This window comes from uncultured Campylobacter sp., assembly GCF_938045465.1.
Lineage (GTDB): Bacteria > Campylobacterota > Campylobacteria > Campylobacterales > Campylobacteraceae > Campylobacter_B.
Genome location: NZ_CALIBF010000115.1, coordinates 1 through 18,676, shown reverse-complemented (window position 1 = coordinate 18,676; position 18,676 = coordinate 1). Strand labels below are relative to the sequence as shown.

17 protein-coding genes are annotated in these 18,676 nt (G+C 49.4%); 1 reads left to right on the top strand and 16 read right to left on the bottom strand.

Annotated elements, in window-relative coordinates; all coding sequences use genetic code 11:
• Nucleotides 1–194 precede the first annotated feature (194 nt).
• The 4 genes from Q0413_RS05425 to Q0413_RS05410 form a co-directional block, all read right to left on the bottom strand.
• Nucleotides 195–1,283 (bottom strand): hypothetical protein, encoded by a 1,089-nt coding sequence (locus Q0413_RS05425; protein ID WP_298987957.1) that lies wholly within the window; start codon nucleotides 1,281–1,283, stop codon nucleotides 195–197.
• A gap of 75 nt (nucleotides 1,284–1,358) precedes the next feature.
• Nucleotides 1,359–1,664 (bottom strand): metal-sulfur cluster assembly factor, encoded by a 306-nt coding sequence (locus Q0413_RS05420; RefSeq protein ID WP_298027966.1) that lies wholly within the window; start codon nucleotides 1,662–1,664, stop codon nucleotides 1,359–1,361.
• Nucleotides 1,661–2,836: a peptidase M50 gene (locus Q0413_RS05415; RefSeq protein ID WP_298987956.1), complete on the bottom strand. Its 1,176-nt coding sequence runs from the start codon at nucleotides 2,834–2,836 to the stop codon at nucleotides 1,661–1,663. The genes Q0413_RS05420 and Q0413_RS05415 overlap by 4 nt, the downstream gene beginning before the upstream one ends.
• 17 nt (nucleotides 2,837–2,853) lie before the next feature.
• Nucleotides 2,854–3,198 carry a hypothetical protein gene (locus Q0413_RS05410; protein ID WP_298987954.1) on the bottom strand — a complete coding sequence of 115 codons (345 nt, stop codon included), beginning with the start codon at nucleotides 3,196–3,198 and terminating at the stop codon, nucleotides 2,854–2,856.
• 144 nt (nucleotides 3,199–3,342) lie between these two features.
• Here Q0413_RS05410 and polA point away from each other — a divergent pair, with 144 nt between their 5' ends.
• The gene (gene polA / locus Q0413_RS05405; RefSeq protein WP_298987953.1) at nucleotides 3,343–6,159 is read left to right on the top strand and encodes a DNA polymerase I; all 2,817 of its coding nucleotides are present in this window, start codon (nucleotides 3,343–3,345) and stop codon (nucleotides 6,157–6,159) included.
• A gap of 612 nt (nucleotides 6,160–6,771) precedes the next feature.
• Here the strand turns inward: polA and Q0413_RS05400 are convergent.
• From Q0413_RS05400 to Q0413_RS05345, 12 genes are all read right to left on the bottom strand, one after another.
• Complete coding sequence (locus Q0413_RS05400; RefSeq protein ID WP_298987949.1) at nucleotides 6,772–7,908, bottom strand: PLP-dependent aspartate aminotransferase family protein; 1,137 nt, start codon at nucleotides 7,906–7,908, stop codon at nucleotides 6,772–6,774.
• Nucleotides 7,909–7,933: 25 nt separating this feature from the next.
• Nucleotides 7,934–8,668, bottom strand: a complete 735-nt coding sequence (locus Q0413_RS05395) for an amino acid ABC transporter ATP-binding protein (RefSeq protein WP_297882925.1) — start codon at nucleotides 8,666–8,668, stop codon at nucleotides 7,934–7,936.
• Entirely contained in the window at nucleotides 8,668–9,336 is a 669-nt protein-coding gene (locus Q0413_RS05390) for an amino acid ABC transporter permease (RefSeq protein ID WP_291939919.1), read from the bottom strand. Before Q0413_RS05390 ends, Q0413_RS05395 begins: the two co-directional genes overlap by 1 nt.
• Nucleotides 9,333–10,082 carry an amino acid ABC transporter substrate-binding protein gene (locus Q0413_RS05385; protein ID WP_297905416.1) on the bottom strand — a complete coding sequence of 250 codons (750 nt, stop codon included), beginning with the start codon at nucleotides 10,080–10,082 and terminating at the stop codon, nucleotides 9,333–9,335. The genes Q0413_RS05390 and Q0413_RS05385 overlap by 4 nt, the downstream gene beginning before the upstream one ends.
• Before the next feature lie 93 nt (nucleotides 10,083–10,175).
• Nucleotides 10,176–10,919, bottom strand: a complete 744-nt coding sequence (locus Q0413_RS05380; RefSeq protein ID WP_298987948.1) for an amino acid ABC transporter substrate-binding protein — start codon at nucleotides 10,917–10,919, stop codon at nucleotides 10,176–10,178.
• Between the two features lie 394 nt (nucleotides 10,920–11,313).
• Nucleotides 11,314–12,864, bottom strand: coding sequence for a flavocytochrome c (locus Q0413_RS05375; protein ID WP_298987947.1), 1,551 nt, complete (start codon nucleotides 12,862–12,864; stop codon nucleotides 11,314–11,316).
• Between the two features lie 263 nt (nucleotides 12,865–13,127).
• Nucleotides 13,128–13,955, bottom strand: coding sequence for a radical SAM protein (locus tag Q0413_RS05370; RefSeq protein ID WP_298987958.1), 828 nt, complete (start codon nucleotides 13,953–13,955; stop codon nucleotides 13,128–13,130).
• Nucleotides 13,955–14,731, bottom strand: a complete 777-nt coding sequence (locus Q0413_RS05365) for a 4Fe-4S binding protein (protein ID WP_298987946.1) — start codon at nucleotides 14,729–14,731, stop codon at nucleotides 13,955–13,957. Before Q0413_RS05365 ends, Q0413_RS05370 begins: the two co-directional genes overlap by 1 nt.
• Nucleotides 14,724–15,584, bottom strand: a complete 861-nt coding sequence (locus Q0413_RS05360) for a substrate-binding domain-containing protein (protein ID WP_298987945.1) — start codon at nucleotides 15,582–15,584, stop codon at nucleotides 14,724–14,726. Before Q0413_RS05360 ends, Q0413_RS05365 begins: the two co-directional genes overlap by 8 nt.
• Before the next feature lie 72 nt (nucleotides 15,585–15,656).
• Nucleotides 15,657–16,766, bottom strand: a complete 1,110-nt coding sequence (locus Q0413_RS05355) for a double-cubane-cluster-containing anaerobic reductase (protein WP_298987943.1) — start codon at nucleotides 16,764–16,766, stop codon at nucleotides 15,657–15,659.
• Nucleotides 16,763–17,539: an acyl-CoA dehydratase activase gene (locus tag Q0413_RS05350; RefSeq protein ID WP_298987942.1), complete on the bottom strand. Its 777-nt coding sequence runs from the start codon at nucleotides 17,537–17,539 to the stop codon at nucleotides 16,763–16,765. The genes Q0413_RS05355 and Q0413_RS05350 overlap by 4 nt, the downstream gene beginning before the upstream one ends.
• A gap of 161 nt (nucleotides 17,540–17,700) precedes the next feature.
• Nucleotides 17,701–18,633 carry a DMT family transporter gene (locus Q0413_RS05345; RefSeq protein WP_298987940.1) on the bottom strand — a complete coding sequence of 311 codons (933 nt, stop codon included), beginning with the start codon at nucleotides 18,631–18,633 and terminating at the stop codon, nucleotides 17,701–17,703.
• Nucleotides 18,634–18,676 lie beyond the last annotated feature (43 nt).

The following is an 18,676-nucleotide window of genomic DNA, read 5'->3' as shown; positions in this document are numbered from 1 at the left end:
CCACTCTTAAAATCTCCGGCGCGGATAATTTGATAATGCTTAAAGGAAGCCTTAAAAAGCTCTCAAAGCCCGCAATTTTTGCGATAAAATTCCTTTAAATAGCGCCCCTACTTGTCGCGCAAGCTTAAGGCGGGCGGAGTTCGTTTAATTTTATGAGCTTGAAGCGGGCGATAAATCCCTATCAATAGCGCTTTTTAAATTTTAATTCCATTCTTGGCTAAAGAATAGACGCTAAAAAATCCGTAGTCGGTGCGGACGCAAAGGCGCTCGCCTGCGATTTCAATAGCAGCAGTTTTGACGCAGTGCTCGCACTCAAACTCGCCTAAGAGGCGAAAATCCTCCAAGCTGAATGCTTTAAATCCACCATAAAAATACGTAAGAAAAATTTGATCGTTTGCGGCAAACCTCATTACGCTTCTTGGCAAGCTTTTTGGTGCGCTTAGACGCTTTTTGCTTGCGACGTCCCAAAAATACAGCTCATCAAAGCCGTTATTTACGACCAAAATCGCGTCATTTTTGATAAGCCCCACGTTTAGGGAGTGGATATAGCCTACGTCGCATTCGATACGGCAAAGCTCGACGAAGTCTTTTAGGCGGTAGAGCCTAGCGATATTTTTGCCGCCTTCATCCCCACAGGCTACGCAAATTTTATTGCCGAAGCCTATTGCTTTTGCCGAAAAATCCGTTTTAAAATTTAGCTTCTTGTCGCTTCCGAAAGCTAAAATTCCATCTGTGCCGCAGGCTAGAATTTCGCCGTTGCCGCTTAGAGCAGAGCTAAAGCCTCCTCCTGTGATACCCCAGGCTTCAAAAAGCCTGCTGAATTTCTCTCCATCAAAAAGAAAGAATTCGTGGTCCAAATCAAGCACTAAAGCTTTTTTGGTGGCGGTCATTTTCCACGCTAAAATTTTTGGTAGCTCAATTTGCGCAAGAGTTCTTAGTTCGCCGTCCAACACGATTAAATAATCGCAGCCGTGTTCGTCAAAATTACATTTATAGACGTAAAATTTATCCTCAAACTCGGCAAATCCAAGCGCTCCGCTGTATCCGCCGCCGATATAGGCATGCGCTATTGCCTCGCCGAATTTTGCTTCTTTGTTTTCGTAGATGAAGCCCTTTTTTAGGGCATCAACTTGCTTTTTTACGAAAGCTTTTTGCAGAGCATCGCAATTTGCGAATTCTTTAGAGCTCAGCCTTTCTTTGCCGTTTTGTAGCGTCTTTGAAATCAAACTAAGCCCTTGCGTTTGAAGCAGGATCTCTTTCTTGCCGTCGGTAAATTTTTTCATAGCAGCCCCTAAGTATAAATTTTAAGTCTAATTTTAGAATTTCAAAGCTTAAACTGCGGGGTGCGGCAAAGCTGTTTAAAATCTACCGAGCGCTTCTTTGACGTGATCCTCCGCCATATCGATATTCCACATCGGCTCAAAGACGAGATCGATCTCCACTTCGCCGACGCCCTCCACGCTCTCGGCACCCGCGCGCACCCATTCCACCATCATCTCATGCAGCGGGCACGACTGAGTCGATAGCGTCATCGTGACTTTGGCGTTGTTCGCCTCATCAACCGCTACGTCGTAGATGAGCCCCAGCGACACGACGTCAAAGCCCACCTCAGGGTCCACCACGGCGCGAAGCGCCTCGTAAATTTGCTCCTTCGTTACTTTCATTTTTCCTCTCCGAATTTTATGTAGTTAAAGATATTTACGATGTTGATTAACACCAAAATTATGCTTGCCGCTTGCAAGATAACCGCGGGCGTTAGCGCTCCGAAGCTCGCGCACGCAAGCGCTAAGACGTTCGGCACGCAGGCTGCGTAGGCGATCTTTTTGATTATCATATCCTCAAGCATAGGGATTTTGCGCTTGCCGACGAAGGGCGAGACGTAGTGATACCAGATGAGAAAGGGCGCGATTTTATAAAGGTGCGCGACGATGAAGGCGAACAAAAAGCCATATAGCAGCCAAAACGCCGCCGTATCCGCGCGACCTGCGAGCCAAAATGCGCCGCTAAATCCCAAAGCCGCTAGTGAGATGTAGACGTTTAAATTCCAATAATCGATCGCTTTTCGCACCCGCCTGGCTAGGATATAGATCGCCTGAGCCGCAAAGCTCACAAGCGCGGCAAAGGCGATGAAAATTCCAAAATCTTTTAGTAAAAACGGCCCCGCGAGCAGATACAGCGCCAGCGAAGCTTTTGCTAGCGCGAAGCTTAGATCGTGCGCCAGGCTAAACATCGGCAGCAGCACGCACGCAGCGCCTACGATGACGAAAAACACGAAGCCCAGCACGAAGTATATGTGATAGGATAAAATTTCTGAAAAATACACTCCGAAAATCTCCACGCCGCTAAGCGCTAGCACGAGCGCGAAGCCAAGGCTGATCCCTACCGCCAAAAACGCAGCCGAGATCGCAAGCGCAACGGCGGGGAAGCTCCATTTGGGCGTGCCGATGAAGCTTAGCGCGTAGCAGATCGTAAAATAAAATAGACTAAGCAGTAAAACGGCGCCGCCTGCGTGCATCAAAGGGATGCTTGAAAGCAGCAATCCCGCGCTTAGCAGCGCCACGCCCGCGCCGTAGGCGAGGAGATTTAAAAACGCAAATTTGACGGTGAAAAATTCCTTTTGTATAATGACCGAAGTAAGCTGATAGAGCGCTCCGATGATTATGCTGATTACAAATCCCAGCAAAAATACGTGAAAAAAGCTCGCCGTCTGCGGCGCCTGGATCGCGCCGAAATCCACCTTTAAAAAGCTCGCCGCGCTTAGCAGCAAAAAGATAAAGCCGCAGATGAAATAGCCGCCTACGATGCGAAACGGCGGCGAAAAGGTCGTGATATTCATCTAAATTTTAAAGCCCTTTAGCCGTGGCACTTCGCGTCGGTATCGAAGCCCTCATTGACTGCGCCCGGTTTTAGGCTGATGGTGAGCTTGACCGCGCCGCCGTCCAGATCCTCGCGTGCTATGTCAAATTTAGACTCGATCTTTGGGATCAGTCCCATCGGGAATTTGTGATTGACCATGACGACCTTTTTGGTGCCGTCTTTTACGAAATTTAGCGCCACCAGCGCATTTACCATCGGCTCGGGCGGGACGCATTTGCGCGAATCAAAGCCGATGTATTCTATGCCGCCTTGCGATTTTTTATAAAATTTCACCGTAGCGCCCGCCGCGTCGAACTCCTGCCAGTCTGTGAAAAAATCCATACTTGATCCTTTTTTAAAATTTCGCGCGATTATATAGCAAATTTTAAAATTTTGAAATGAGGCAGGTCAAGTCCTATTCGGAATTTGTAAATTTAGCCGAATTTTAATACACTACGCGTTAAAATTCTAAATCCGAGGACCATTATGCAGACCATCACGATCATCGATACGTTCGGCTTTTTTTTCAGGCTCTACTACGCTATGAGCGGGCTTAAAACCAAAGACGGCAAACCCAGCGGCATGGTGAGCGGATTTGCGAGCTTCATCGCAAATCTTTCGAAGGAATTTAAGAGTGATTATATAATTTTCGCTCTGGATAGCAAGGGCAAGACCTTCCGCTCGGATATCGATCCGAACTACAAAACTAACCGCCAAGCCCCGCCGCCCGCGCTTTTGCAGCAGCTGCCCGTCTGCATCGAGATGATCGAAAAGATGGGGCTTTACTCGCTCGGACGCGAGGGTTACGAGGCGGACGATCTCATCGCAAGCGTCGTTAAAAAGTACGGCGCCACGCATAAAATCAACATCGTTACCTCCGACAAGGACCTGTATCAGCTCATCGGCGAAAACGTTAAAATTTACAGCCACGGCAAAAAGATGCTTTACGGCAGAGAGGAGTGCTTGCAGCGCTACGGCGTCTATCCCGAGCAGATCGTGGATTTTTTAGCGATCTGCGGCGACAGTGCCGATAATATCCCGGGTGTGCGCGGCATCGGCGATAAGGGGGCGAAGAAACTTTTAGACGAATGGGGCTCGCTTGATGGGATCTATTCAAATTTAGACCGCCTACCGCAAAACAAACAGCGCGAGTATCTGATAGAAGGTAAGCAGAGCGCCTACATAAGCAAGCGCCTGGCTACGCTTTACGACGAGCTGGAAATCCCGCCTTTAGAGGACGCGAAATTTCCGCAACAAAATCCGCTTTTTAAAATCCGCGAAATTTTAAAAGATTACGCGCTAAATAGGCTTCTTTCGGCGCTAAGCCTGCAGGAGCAAAACGGACTTGATCTTTGGAGCGAGGGCAAAGTCGCAAGTGCAAAAAGCTCCGTTTTGGGCGCGGGCGGCAAAGACTCCGGCGCAGAGTCGTCTTGCGGCGGCTCTATCTTGGACGCTGCCGTAGGGGGGCTAGACGGGCAAAATTCCACCCCTAGCGGCTCCGCTTGCGGCGGGCAAAGCTGCGAGAGTGCTTTTAAAACGCCATTTGAGCCTATTTGCATTACCGATGCCGCGGAGCTTGCGAGGCTGTGCGAAGGAGTGGGCGCCGAGACCTTAGTGAGCTTCGATACGGAAACCACTAGCGTCGATAGCAAAAGTGCCAAGATCGTGGGCTTTTCGTTTGCGTTTAACGAGGAGCGCGCCTATTACGTCCCGCTCGCGCACAGCTATTTGGGCGCTCCTGCTCAAATCTCTTCGGACGCCGCAAAGGCTGCGATCGGCTCGCTGTTTCGCGGTTATGTAGTGGGGCAAAATTTAAAATACGATTTTGAGATCGTGAAAAATAATTTTAATATCGAACCGCCTGCGCGTTTTGCCGATACGATGGTGTTAGCGTGGCTTCTCGATCCCGCAAACGCCGTGGGGATGGACTCTATCTCGCCGCGGTATCTTGGGTACGAGACTGTGCATTTCGGCGACGTCGTTAAAAAGGGCGAGACCTTCGCCTCCGTGGAGCTGGACGCCGCTACGATCTATGCAAGCGAGGATGCGTGGGTGACGCTGAGACTGTATTTTAAACTCAAACAGCTGCTCGAGCCTTCGCTTTTTAAGCTCGCGCAGGAGCTTGAGTTTCCGTTCGTGCGGGTGCTTTGGCAGATGCAAAGATGCGGCATCAAGATCGACGCGGAGATGATAAAGCGCCTAATCGCGCGCAACGAAAAGTCCCTGCGAGCGCTCACGGATGAAATTTACGAGCTTTGCGGCGAGCAGTTTAATATAAACTCTCCCGCTCAGCTCGGCGCCGTACTTTTCGAGCGGCTCGGGCTACCTGCGGCGAAGCGCACTAAGACGGGCTACAGCACCGATGAAAGCGTGCTAAAGGATCTTGCGGCGCTGCATCCTGCGGTGGGTAAAATTTTAGACTACCGCGAGCTGTTTAAGCTGCAAAGCACCTACTGCGAGCCGCTGCTACAGCTTGCCCTTGCAGATCCGCAAAACCGCGTCAGATCGAATTTCTTGCAGACCGGCACGGCTACCGGGCGGCTAGCGAGCAAAAATCCGAACCTGCAAAATATCCCCGCGCGCGGCACGTTTGCGAAGGACGTGCGGGACTGCTTCCTAGCAGAGGGGGGCTACTCGCTAATCTCGCTTGATTACTCGCAGATCGAGCTGCGCCTGCTCGCGCACTTTTCGCGCGATCCTGCGCTTTTGGCGGCGTTTAGGGCGGATGAGGACATTCACGCGCGCACGGCGATCAGCATCTTCGGCGACGCGCAGCCCGCGCACCGCACGATCGCAAAGAGTATAAATTTCGGCCTTATCTACGGCATGGGCGCGGGCAAGCTAAGCGACAGCCTAGGCATCGCGCGCGCAGAGGCGAAGGGCTATATCGAGCGCTATTTCGCGACATTTTCCACGATCAAGGAGTTTTTGCAAAGCATAAAATCGGACGCGAAAGAAGGCGGCTATGTAAGCACGCTTTTTGGGCGCAGGCGCTACTTCGACTTCGCAAACGCGCGCAACAACATGGTCTATGCGAGCTACGAGCGCGAGGCGGTGAATACGAAATTTCAAGGCTCCGCCGCCGACATCATCAAAAAGGCGATGGTTGAGATTTCGCCGCTGCTAAATGGCGAGGCGCGGCTGATATTACAGATCCACGATGAGTTGATCTTCGAGGTGCGGGACGATTTGGCGCAGAGCTTCGGCGAGCGCGCGCAGGAGATAATGCAAAGCGCGGCGAGCCTGAACGTGCCGCTTAAGACGAGCCTAAACATCGCCAAGCGCTGGGGCGAGCTGAAGTAGCTCCGCTAAATTTAAAGCGGCTAGAATTTAAGCGGAATTTAAACGGCGCGTAGAATTTTAAATTTTGAGCAGGACGGGGCCTAAATTCGTTCGTTTGATAAATTTAATTGCGCTAAATTTAGACCGAGCGGCTGGCGTGGTGCGGCACAGATCGCCGCCGCCTTTAAAATTTTGATTAAATTTAAGCTCTCCGCTTAGCAATATCAAACGGCGGTTAGATAGATTTATCCGAATTAAATTTAAACGATGCGTTTTAGCAAGAGATCTGGATAAATTTTGCCGTGCGTATAAATTAAAATTTCATTTCAACGACGTAGTGGCGGAATTTTTAAATTTAAATTTTACACAAAGCCACGCGCCTCATGAAATTTAACGAGTGAAAATTCATACAAAATTTAGCTCGCGAGAAAATGGGTATAGGTTTTGCGAAAAAAGATTTTTGTAAGATGAAATAATCGGCGGCGGGTCTTTTTAAACCGCCCTGCGCGCCGGCTCGTAAAGACCACGCCCTTATAGCCTCACGAGCGAAGCTATAAGGATTTCGGACTAAATTTTGGCATGAATTATGCGCGCCCGCGCAAATTTTACGAGCTTGCGCAAATTTCGCGCCGCCTATTTTTTAGATTTTTCTAGCGCGGCGGCAAGGTCTGCTATGAGATCGTCCGCGTTTTCGATGCCTATGGCTAGGCGCAGCAAATTTTGACTGATGCCGATGCGCTCTTGCAGCTCGCGCGGATAGCTCTCGTGCGTCATCGACGCGGGGTGGCAGATCAGGCTCTCTACGCCGCCCAGGCTCACGGCTAGATCAAATAGCTCAAGGCTGCGCGCAAAGGTTTTATAGTCGTATTGCGGCTTAAGCACCAGCGAGATGACCGCTCCGATGCCGCTAGCTTGGCGATCTTGTATCTCTTTTTCGCTCGCAGAGTGCGAGCCTGCAAAATTTACCGCCTCTACTGCAGGATTGTCGCGTAAAAATTCTATTATCTTTAGCGTATTTTCGCTCTGGCGGTCGAAGCGCACGCTTAGCGTTTTAAGCCCACGTATGAGCGAATACGCGTCGGTAGGCGATAGCGTCGCGCCCAGAGTGTTTTTCATAAACTGAATTCTTGCGGCAAGCTCGTCGTCATTCGCCGTAACGATGCCGGCGATCAGATCGGCATGTCCGCCTATGTATTTGGTCGCGCTATAAACCACGACGTCTGCGCCGTGTTCTAGCGGGCGCTGATAATATGGGGTCAAAAAGGTATTGTCCATAACCACAAGCGCACCGTTTTTATGCGCGAGCTCGCTGATGCGCTCAATATCGGTTACTCGCAAAAGTGGATTTGATGGCGTCTCGATGAACACCATTTTAACGTCGCTTGGAATTTCGGTGATCAAATTTAGATCATCCACCAAGTCGTAATTGATCCCTTGATTTTTAAAAATCCCGCTTACGTAGCGATAGGTACCGCCGTAGACGTTGTTATTTAGCAGCACGCGATCGCCGCTTTTAAGCAGCGAAAACGCAGCGCTCGTAGCCGCCATACCCGAGGCTAGCGCGAAGGCGTATTTGCTACCTTCAAATTTTGCAAAAAGTTCCTCGAAGGCGTTGCGCGTAGGATTTGCGCCGCGTGAATAGGCGTATTTGCCGAAATCATCCAGGCTTTCTTGCACGAAGGTGCTGGCTAGATATATCGGCGGAATCACCGCGTTGTGGGGGTTGGACTTAGCCTCTATGCCCTTTACGATTAGGGTATCTATTTTCATCTTTTCTCCTTAAAATTTAATGGATTTAAAAGCTCATCGCTCCGATAAATTTAGCTATGCGCTCATCGCTGCTACCGAAGAATTCCTCTGCGTCGCCGTCGAATGCGATAACTCCGCCGTCTAAGAATAAAATTCTATCTGCGATCTTGCGCGCAAAGCCCATATTGTGCGTGACGATGATAAGCGAGCGATCCTCTGCGGCAAGCTCGGCGATAGTCTTTAGCACCTGCGCCTCAAGCTCGGGATCAAGCGCGCTCGTAGGCTCATCCAGTAGCAAAAATTCAGGCTGCATCGCAAGCGCCCGCGCGATCGCCACGCGCTGGCTCTGACCGCCGGAGAGGCGAGCCGGATACGCGCCAGCTTTATCCGCCATGCCGACCTTTTTTAGAAGCGTCATTGCATTTGCCTCGGCAAGCTCGCGTGGCTGCTTTAGCACGTGTACGGGCGCTTCGATGACGTTTTGTAAGACGTTGAGGTGCGGAAAGAGATTGAAGCTTTGAAAAACCATGCCCGTATGCGCGCGGAACGGATGATATTCGCTTGTTTTATGCTGAGCGTCGAAATTTATCTTAAACTCGCCTAGCTGTAGCTCGCCGCCGCTTGGAATTTCGAGCAGATTTATGCAGCGCAGCATCGTGGATTTGCCAGAGCCGGAGCTTCCTAAAATCACTGTCGTTTGCCCGTCGCGAAATTCTAAGCTTAGCCCATTTAGCACGACGTGATCGCCGAAGCGCTTAGTTAAGTTCGTAAATTTTATCATCACACGAACCTTGAAAATCGTCGCTCTAGCTTGGATTGTAAGAACGTAAGAAGGGTGCAGACTGCTAGATAAAATAGCGCCGCCAGCACGTATAACGTAAGCGGATCGAATGCCCGTGCGGCGATACGTTGAGCGACCATAAACATATCGACCATCGTAATCGAGGCTACGAGCGAAGTGTCTTTAAGCGTAGAAATAAATATATTTGATAGCGGCGGCAGTGATATGCGCGCTGCTTGCGGAGCGATGATGCGGCGCAGAATTTGAGCGTAGCTCATGCCTAGCGAGGTAGCCGCCTCCCATTGCCCCTTTGGCACTGATAGGATCGCAGCTCGCACCGCCTCTGAAGCGTAAGCGCCGATATTGAGGCTAAAGGTAATGATCGCAGCAGCCCAAACATCAAGCGTGATCCCGATGATTGGAAGCCCGAAATAGACGATAAAAAGCTGCACCAAAAGCGGAGTGCCGCGAAAAATCCAAATATAAATTTCGCTTAGCTGCTTTAAAATTTTAAAATTTGCGATGCGTGCGACCGCCGTCAGCACCGCAAGCACGAGCCCGAGCAGAAATGAGATTATCGTAAGCGGGATCGTAACTTGCAGCAGGGCTAGCGCCATCGGCTCTAGCGAGCTGCTAACAAGCTCTAGGATTCTGCTTGTTTCGTTCATTCACTCACATCTTTGCCGAAATATTTAAGCGAAATTTCTTTTAGCTTGCCCTCGGCTTTGAGTTCGTTTAAGGCTTTGCTGATTTGATCTGCGAGCTCTTTATTGCCTTTTTGCACGATTGCAGCGCTATAATCGACATCTTTTAGCTTTGCAGCGATCTTAATCGGAGCGTCCGGACGCTGCTTTAAAAAGTCGTAAAATACGGTATTATCGCGCACGACGGTATCTACGCGGCGAGCGATCAGTAGCTCCATACTTTTAGCGAAACTATCGACGGTTACGTTTTGCGCGCCGTATTTTTTAGCGACTTGCGCCCAGTTGCTGGTAGCGGAGTCTGCATTTTTCTTGCCTTTTAAATCCTCGAAGCTTTTAATGTCGTTGTTATCTTTATGCACGATGATAGCTCCGTAAACGACGGTGTAGGGCACAGAATACTCATATTTTTTCTTGCGCTCATCAGTGATGCTTACTTGATTAAACACAGCGTCTGCTTTGCCTGCATCAAATGCTGCAAGCATCGCATCCCAAGGCGCGGTTAGAAATTCTATTTTTAGGCCAAGTTTTTCGGCGACTGCGCGCGCGACATCTACGTCGTATCCTACGAGCTCATTTTTGTCGTTATAATACGAAAATGGCGAAAAGGTGCCTTCCGTAGCTACTTTAAGCGTACCTTCGCGTAGCGTTTTAGAGTTTGCGCCGCATATTAAAAGTGCGCACGCAAGCAAAGTTTTTATTAAATTTTTCATAATTCCTCCAAAATTTTATGAGCGAAATTTAAAATGCGAAATTCCGCCCAACCAAGTTTAAAATTCCACGCTTCAACTAAGCGGTCGTAAAATTTACTCCGTAATGTCTTTGCCAAAATATTTAAGTGAAATTTCTTTCAGCACGCCTTTTTGCTTTAGCGATTTTAGCGCGGAATTTATCTGCGCCGTCAGCTCATTATCCTTTTTAAGCAGCACAGCTGAATAGATCGGCTCATTGCCTTGAGCTGCGATCTTTAGCGGGGCGTTCGGGCGCTGCTTCATATAGTCAAAAAATGTGATGTTATCGTTGATCGTAGCGTCTGCGCGACGAGCTATGATGAGCTCCACGCCCTTGCTAAATCCGTCTGCCGTAACGATCTCGGCGCCATAGCTGCGCGCCATGTCTGCCCAGTTACTGGTAGCGGAGTGGACGCTTTTTTTGCCTTTAAGATCCGCAAAACTCTTAATCTCCTCGTTATCAGCTCGCACTACTAGCGCAGCATAAGCCACGGTATAAGGCTCGCTGAAATTATATTTTTTCTTGCGCTCCTGCGTGATGCTTACTTGATTCATCGCTATGTCCGCTTTGCCTGCGTCAAATGCCGCGAGCATCGCATCCCACGGCGCGGTTAAAAATTCCGCCTTTAGCCCTAGCTCTTTTGCCAGCGCGCGAGCGATATCGACATCAAAGCCGGTAAGATTATTTTTCTCGTCATAGAAAGAATACGGCGAGTAAGTCCCCTCCGTGGCTATTACGAGCGTGCCCTCTTTGAGCGTCTTAGCGCTTAGGGTGGCGGTGATCAGCGCTGTTGCGAGCAGGGCTTTAAATATTTTCATTACATCTCCTTGAAATTTAGCTATCGCTCGCGCTGCGAGCAGATGCGCGATTATATCGTGCGGAATATATAATTTTTATTAAAAATTCTAAATTTTAGTAAGACGTGATACAAAATTTCGCCTGCATGACAAAACTTTAGCTCATATATTTTTAAAATTTTGACAGAGGTGATTTATAAAATTTCAAGTTTATTAGGTAAAAGTATCACAGAAGGAATTCATCCTGCGATATAAAATAAAATTTGCAAGTATTTCGAGGCGATTTTTGGGTTTTCTGCTTCGCAAGCTCGCAGCTGCAAGCAGAAGAAGTTAAAATTTGACGAAGATAAGGCGTATAGCCTATCAAGTCAAATTTTAACGAAACCCGCAAAAAGCGTCCGAAAGACGCCGCAAATTAGCCAATATTCTCACCGGCTATCATACCAAATGTTAGACAATCTGCGATCGCCACGCTACCTAAGCGGCTGGCTCCGTGTACGCCACCTGTGATCTCGCCTGCTGCAAATAATCTTGGAATAGGCATCTCGGTTTGTAAAGAGATGACCTGAGCTTTGGTATTGATATCGATACCGCCCATGGTATGGTGAAGTTTTGGCGTACCGCGCATAGCGTAGAAAGGAGGTTTAGAGATATCTACGCCGTTTGTAGTGGTTTTATCCATAGGTTTGCCAAAGTCCTCGTCTTTGCCCGATTTAACGAAGCTATTATATCTCTCGACGGTCTTTTTAAGCTCTGCGGCAGGGATTTTATAAAAAGCCGCTAGTTCGTCTAGGGTTTCAAATTTCTTTAGTACGCCAGATTCCAGCGGTTTGGTGTAGTGCTCAGGTATGACCATATTTTTTACGCCCTCACTATCGCAGAAGTTGATCGGATAGATATCCGCTTTTGCGTCAATTACTTTAAACATAGCTTGAGAGCGGGTGCGGCGGTCTGCTAGCTCGTTCATATAGCGTTTGCCGGTTCTTGGATCTACTGAAATTCCGTAGCGGAAGCTTCCGTTTACGTTAAACATAGAGCCTACGCCAAAGCCTTTTTCATCAGGGCATGCCCATGGACCAAACTGTATCCAGCTTAGCTGCACTGGAGTTGCGCCGATTCTTAAAGCCTCTTTCATAGCGCCTGCGGTAGCTCCTGGGTGGTTGGTGCTATCTGTGGTAGGTAGAATAGAGGGATCTTGAACCTGCCTAAAGAATACGTCGCGGCAAAATCCGCCTGCAGCTAGCACTACGCCTTTTTTAGCTTTTATAGTCTTTTTAGTTCCGGTAGTATTTTCGGCGTCGTCTTTTTGGCTCTTTGGATCAAATTTATAATCCTCTCTGATGATCACGCCGTCTACGCCGCCGTCTTCGCCTAGGACAAATTCGTCAAATTTAGCTCTTTGTCTTAGCTCGCAGCCTTGTAGGTTTTTAAAGTATTCTACCATCGGCTGAACGATACCTGAGCCTGAGCCGTTAGCGGTTTGAAGCGATCTAGGTACGCTGTGTCCGCCTGCGTGAGTAACTTTATCTATGTATTTAGCGCCGCATTTTAGAGTTAGTTTATATGCGTCTTGAGCGCGAGTAGCGATGGTGTCGATGAGATCTACGTGGTTTAGTCCGCGACCGGCTTTTAGGCAGTCTTTGATAAATAGCTCGTTGCTATCTTTGATGCCTTCTGCTTTTTGTTTGTCGCTGTTTGGAACTGCGAAAATTCCGCCGTTAATAACAGAGTTACCACCTACACGTCCCATTTTTTCTAGGATTAGGACTTTGTTGCCCTTTTCGGCTGCGGTGATACCAGCTGCAAGTCCTGCAAAGCCAGAGCCCACGATGACTACATCCCACTCTTCGTCAAATTTGACGTCTTTAGCGTTAACCGCAGCATTTGCATTTACGGAGCCGAGCGCTAAAGCACCCGCGCCAACTAGGCTCATTTTGAGCAGATCACGTCTTGAAACGTTTTCCATGATGTCTCCTTTATTTTACCGTTATACGGTTTTTTTTGATGCCTAATTTTGGGAAAATTATACCCAAAGTTAAATAAAAGCAAAATAATATTATTTAAAAATTGTTTTTAAATTTTTAAAAACCGCCGCCGCTAAAAAGCCGCTTATCGGCTGCTTACTAGTTCTAAATTTAGACAAATTTTAAATTTAAATCTCTACATAAATTTTGTGCGCTATGAGAGCGTGTATCCTGTGCCGGATAAAAGACCCGCAAAAGCAGGTCTTCATTTCTCGCAAAGCTTGCCGCACGCGTCGGCGCGGCATCTGCTGCAGTGAGTCATTTGATGAATGGAGCCGCCGATGAGCTTTCGCATGCTGCGAATTTCTTCATTCGAGGGCGATTTGATATTTGCAAAAGGGGTGCCCTGCACGGGGATCATCGCCATGCAGTTCATGATATCGACCTGCCACTCTTTGGCTTTTTTTGCGATTTGGGGGACGTGATCCATATTGACGCCGGGGATTACGACCGTATTGATCTTTACGATCATACGGGCTTCTTTTAGCTTGCGAATCCCTTCCTCTTGGCGCTCCCCAAGAATTCTAGCACCCTCTTCGCCGTGATAAATTTTGTTTCCGTGGCGCACCCACGCATAAATTTTGCCGCCCACTTCGGGCGTTACGGCATTAACGGTCACCGTCACGTGGCTCACGCCGATCCGCACGATATCGTCCACATGCTCGGGCAAAGATAGGCCGTTTGTGGATAGGCAAAGTAGGGCGTGAGGGAAGCGGGCTTTGCATTTTTCAAAAGTCGCTAGGGTCTTGTCGGCATCGCACATAGGATCCCCGGGTCCTGCGATACCGATGACCGAGATATCCTGTCTAAATTTAAATAGATTTTCCACGTATAGCGCGGCTTCATCAGGGCTTTGCATCCTCCCCGTTACGCCGGGTCGATTTTCGTTTGCGCAGTCGTAGATGCGGTTGCAAAAATTGCATTGGATATTGCAATGCGGCGCTACGGGAAGGTGCACGCGCCCGTAGGCGGCGGACGCTTTTTTGCTAAAGCAGGGGTGGTTGTCGAAGGAGGGTTTGGCGAAAAAATTCATCAATCTTTTTTCCTTCCGAATTTGATGGCATCCGCATGGCAAACGTCCATACAGTCGCCGCAGTTCGTGCAGTTCATCTCGTCCGGTCTAGTGCCCATTTCGCATTTGCGCAAACAGGCGTTGCAGTTGTCGCAGGCGTCTGTTTTATAAACGCGAAATATTGAAATTTTACGCAGCAGCTCCATTATGCCGCCGCTAGGACAGGCGAAGCGGCACCATAAATTTGCGACGATCAAGGATGCGGCGATGAGGGCCACGACTACGGCAGTGCGAACCGCCCAGTACCAGTCGGAAAATTTAAAGGACATGATAACGGCGTTTAGGTACTCGTCGCTGGTGCGTATGGGGATCATAACGCGAGGATTGCCGTAGATAAAATACACGCCCGCGCTAAGCAAAACGGCTAGAACCATGCCTATCTGCGCATATCGCAGCTTCCTGTTATTTTTTAGCTTAAGCTTAAAAGCGGCAAATTTGCCGAGCATTTGATTTGCGAATCCGCCCGGGCAAAGCCAGCCGCAAAACGCGCGCCCAAGGAAAATAACCAGCACGGGGATAAATAGCCAAAAGCCGAAAAAGACGGTCGCGATCCGCCCCCAGCACGTAACGATCGGACAGGATTGGCAGTTTACGAAAGGCACGATAAAAGGGCATCTAAAAATCCCGTAATATGCCCATTGCCCGATCGCACCGATAAAAATCAGCTGCACCAATCGACGAATTTTAGTTAGCCTAGAGACTTTTTTCATCTTTGCCATATTTACTATACTAAACATCTTTTACACCAAACCTTTCTATGAGTTCGAGCCCACGCGCCGAATGGATGGAGGTAAAGCCGTGTCGCTCGAAAATTTCCTGCCCCTCCACGGAGCAGACGAAGTCCGCAAAATCATTGGCTAGCTTCTCGTCCTTTACGTACTTCATGATATTTAGCGTAAATGTAAGCGGCCCGGGCGGAATGAGTTTCTCGTCGATAGGCATATATTCGATCTTGTCTTTAAACCTATCGTGCGTCGTTAGGCGCTTTTCGATTATGGACGCATCGCCCTTGCCATCTACCAGATCGCACATCATCTGGATGACGCATGAACCGTTGGCGATCATATTTTTCATAACAGGCTCGGTAAGACCTGAATTTTTCAAAATTCCCTTTACCGGTCCGCTACCCGGAGGCGATGCCCTTAGCGGCAGCATCACCCTTACGCCGGGCTCTGCTAGATCCTTCAGATCGCGAACGCCCGCGGGATTGCCCTTTGGCACTACTAAAACGTAGTCGGTAAAACATAGCGGTCTAAAGCGAAGGCTAAGGCCTGCTTTGCGCAGTTTTTGAGACAGCTCCAAAACGCGAGCGCCAAAAACCTCCGTCTTGCCCTGCAAGGCTAGCAGCGACTTTCCGAGCGCGCCCGCAAAGGCGCCAGTGTACTGGATATTATGCCCCGTCCTTGACTCATAAATGGCGTTTAGCTCGTTAAATGCTTCGGACAGTCCTCCGCACGACCAAACCTGCAGCGAATCGGGCTTAAACGGCGTATAGCCAGCGAGCATCGCTTCCGGTCCGGCGATGGCGGCAGCCGCCAAAGCTCCTTTTAAAAAGCCGCGACGAGATTCGTCTATCTCCTTAAATTTCATGCAACCTCTCCTTTCTTTGGTTTGTTTTTAAATTTAGAAAATTCTTCATTTTAAAATTTCGAGCGACCCAGCTTAAAGCAGTTCTATAAACGCCTCTAGACGCGTGCGAATTTGCCCGACGTCTTGTTTTGAATAATCAGTCTCCAGCGACATATAGTTTGCTCCAGCTTCACGGCTGGCTTCTTTGATCTTGTTCGTCTCGATCGCGTAGGTGTGGCAGCCGATTAGCACGACGTCGATGACGCCGTGTGCTTGATACTCATGGATAAATTCCTTGATAATATCCGAGCGTGCGTCGTTTTGATACATCACCGAACAGGGGATTTTGAGATAGCGCTCGGCGATATTTGCAACCAAATCGCCCTTTGTTTGCACTTGGTTTTGATAGCCTTTGGTGCCGGAGCAGTTTTCAAAGGCCACTACATCCGCGCCAAGATCTTCGATCTGCTTGATAACCTTCTCATACACGCCTCCGCTTGGACAGCCGGTGATGATGATCCGCTTTTTGCGAGTTTTCGGCGGCGTCATCTCCTTCGCGGCGGCTATGTAGGCGCGTATCATTTTAAGCTTCTCCTGCTTGTCGTATATAAAGTCGCTCGCAAATGAAATTTGATGAATTTCGCTGCCCGCTACCGGCATCGGATTTAGTTTGCCAAGCTCTAAAAGCTCCAGCATCACATCGCGCTCTTCGTTGTAAATTTGCACCGCATCGAGCAGCGCTTCATCGGTGATTTTCGTATCAAATTTTCGCTCTAAAACTTTGCGAAATTCTCTAAGCTCGTCGGTAAAAAGCTCCAAACTCTTGCCGTCTCTCATATTCGGTAGTTGCAGCACGTGGACGTCCTTATGTTTTGCCAGCAGCTCATACATTTTTTTCTTGCCGTCGCAGGTCGTCTCGCCTATGACGAGGTCGCTGGCGTTCATGTAGGGGCATTTTTTGGTAACTGCGTAGCCGTAGCTTGCCTTTATTAGCGGGCAAAGATTGCGCGGAAGCTCGGCGTGAGCGGCGTCTATCGGGCTCTCGTCATAGGCACAAAGCCCAACCGGCACGGCGCCTGCAGCGTAAATGAGCTCCTTTGGCGAATAGGTGCAAAACATTCCCACTACGTGTTTGCCTTGCTCTTTTAGATCGTACAGAGCCATTGCGTTGCGCTTTTTAAGCGCGTCAAAATCCATCTTCATCTCGTCTCCTTTGAAATTTCATTTGCTTTGCGTGCGCCGATAAGCGAAGCACCCATTGCGCCGCAGTAGATTGCGTTTTCGTGAGTAAAAATTTCAGCCCCCAGATGCTCGCCTAGAAGCTGTTTAAAGAGCGGCACGTTGCTAAGCCCGCCGCTTAAAAAGTAAATTTGATTTTCCAGCCGTTTGATGAGAGAGGCGACCTTGTGCGCCGAGGAGTCCACGATGGCGTAGGCGATCTCGCTCGTTTCGGCTCCGTTTGCGCTTAGCGAGACGATCTCGCTCTCGGCAAATACCGTGCAGGTCGAGCTTAGTTTGATCGCGGGATTTTTGCGGGCGGTTTTGTAAATTTCGCTAAGATCAAGCCCCAAGCGGCCCGCACTGATCTCTAAAAATTTACCCGTGCCCGCCGAGCATTTGTCGTTCATGATGAAGTCCGTAGGCTTGCCACCTTCTATTTTGATAGCCTTGGTGTCCTGCCCGCCCACGTCGATGACGGTGCAGTCGGGCTCAAACAAAAAGTGCGCCCCAAGTCCGTGGCATAAAATTTCGCTCATGCTAAGCTGCGCGTAGTCCACGCTGACGCGCCCGTAGCCCGTAGCCGTCACGAAGCCCTCTGCGTAGCCTTTTTGCTCTAAGGCTTGCTTGATCTGGCGCGCGACCTTGACCGCGCTAAAGCCGCTTGGCAGCAAAAATAGCTCGCAAAATTCGCCGCGTTCGTCCATAACGGCGACCTTTGACGAGGTAGAGCCGATGTCGATACCGATAAAATGCATAAAATTTTAAATCCGTCGAAAAATATTTCTACACCGTAGAACTTTAGCGCAATCTTAGCTTTTTAAGACTTTTATATCGCTGAAATTTAGCGCAGGCGAGCGGCGCAGATTAAATTTAGCCCCTCGGCGCGTTTGAATTGGTTTTAAATTTAGATTTAAATTTAGCGCTCGCGGGCGATTAGAATTCCGCTTAAAATCACTACTGCAATGCCTGCTAGCACGATCGGACCGGGCAGATGATCGCCTAGCATAATTCCTAGCGCCATGCTAAAGAGGATATCGCTGTAGCTGATCGCAGCGACGATGCCAGCTTTGCGCGAAGCGGCGTAGGCGCGTGTCATGTAAATTTGAAAGTAGATCCCGCTGACGCCCAGAAGCGCCACTAGCACCCAGCCAAAAAGGCTTGGCGGGTTGAAATAAGCGAGCTTCGCTAAATCCGCGCCGCTGAAAAGTCCTAAAATTTTAACCTCGCTACCTTCAAGCGCCCAGCCCGCAGCCATCATCATCGCGCTTAGAAAGGTAGCGGACGAGACGAAAACCAGCACGATGAGGTTGGTGGCGTAGTGTTTGCGAAGCTCGCGCACGCTCGTGTATGCAAGCCCCGCGCACATGCCGCCGAAGATTCCCACTGCATCGGTTACGCTGATGCCGATGTGCGGGCGCACGACGAGTAAAATTCCGCCAAAGCCGAGCAGTATCGCAAACCAACCCTTGGAGCTTAGCTTTTCGCCTAAGAAAAATGCCGAAAATAGCGCGGTGAAAATGGGCGCCGTCTTTTGGAAGGTAAAAGCGGTGCCAAGATCGATGTGGGCGATATTGTAGAAGGTCGCTAAGATCCCGCAGCTGCCGATAAAGCCGCGAAACGCGAGCAGCCACGGCTTGCCGCCCGGCCCCAGGTTTTTTACCCGCCGTAGCGAAAACAGCACGATGCCGATGCCTACGACGTTGCGGAAAAACACGATCTCGGCGCTACTCATCCGCTCCGCCATGACTTTGGCTAGCGCGCCGTTTAGCGCAAAATAGAAGCTCGCTACGAGCATATAATAAACGCCCAGATGTTTCAGCCAAAACGCGGAGTAAAGCTTCTGCTTCATCGCGCGCTACTTTCGGTTCGCCACAAGTGTGCCCGCGGCGATG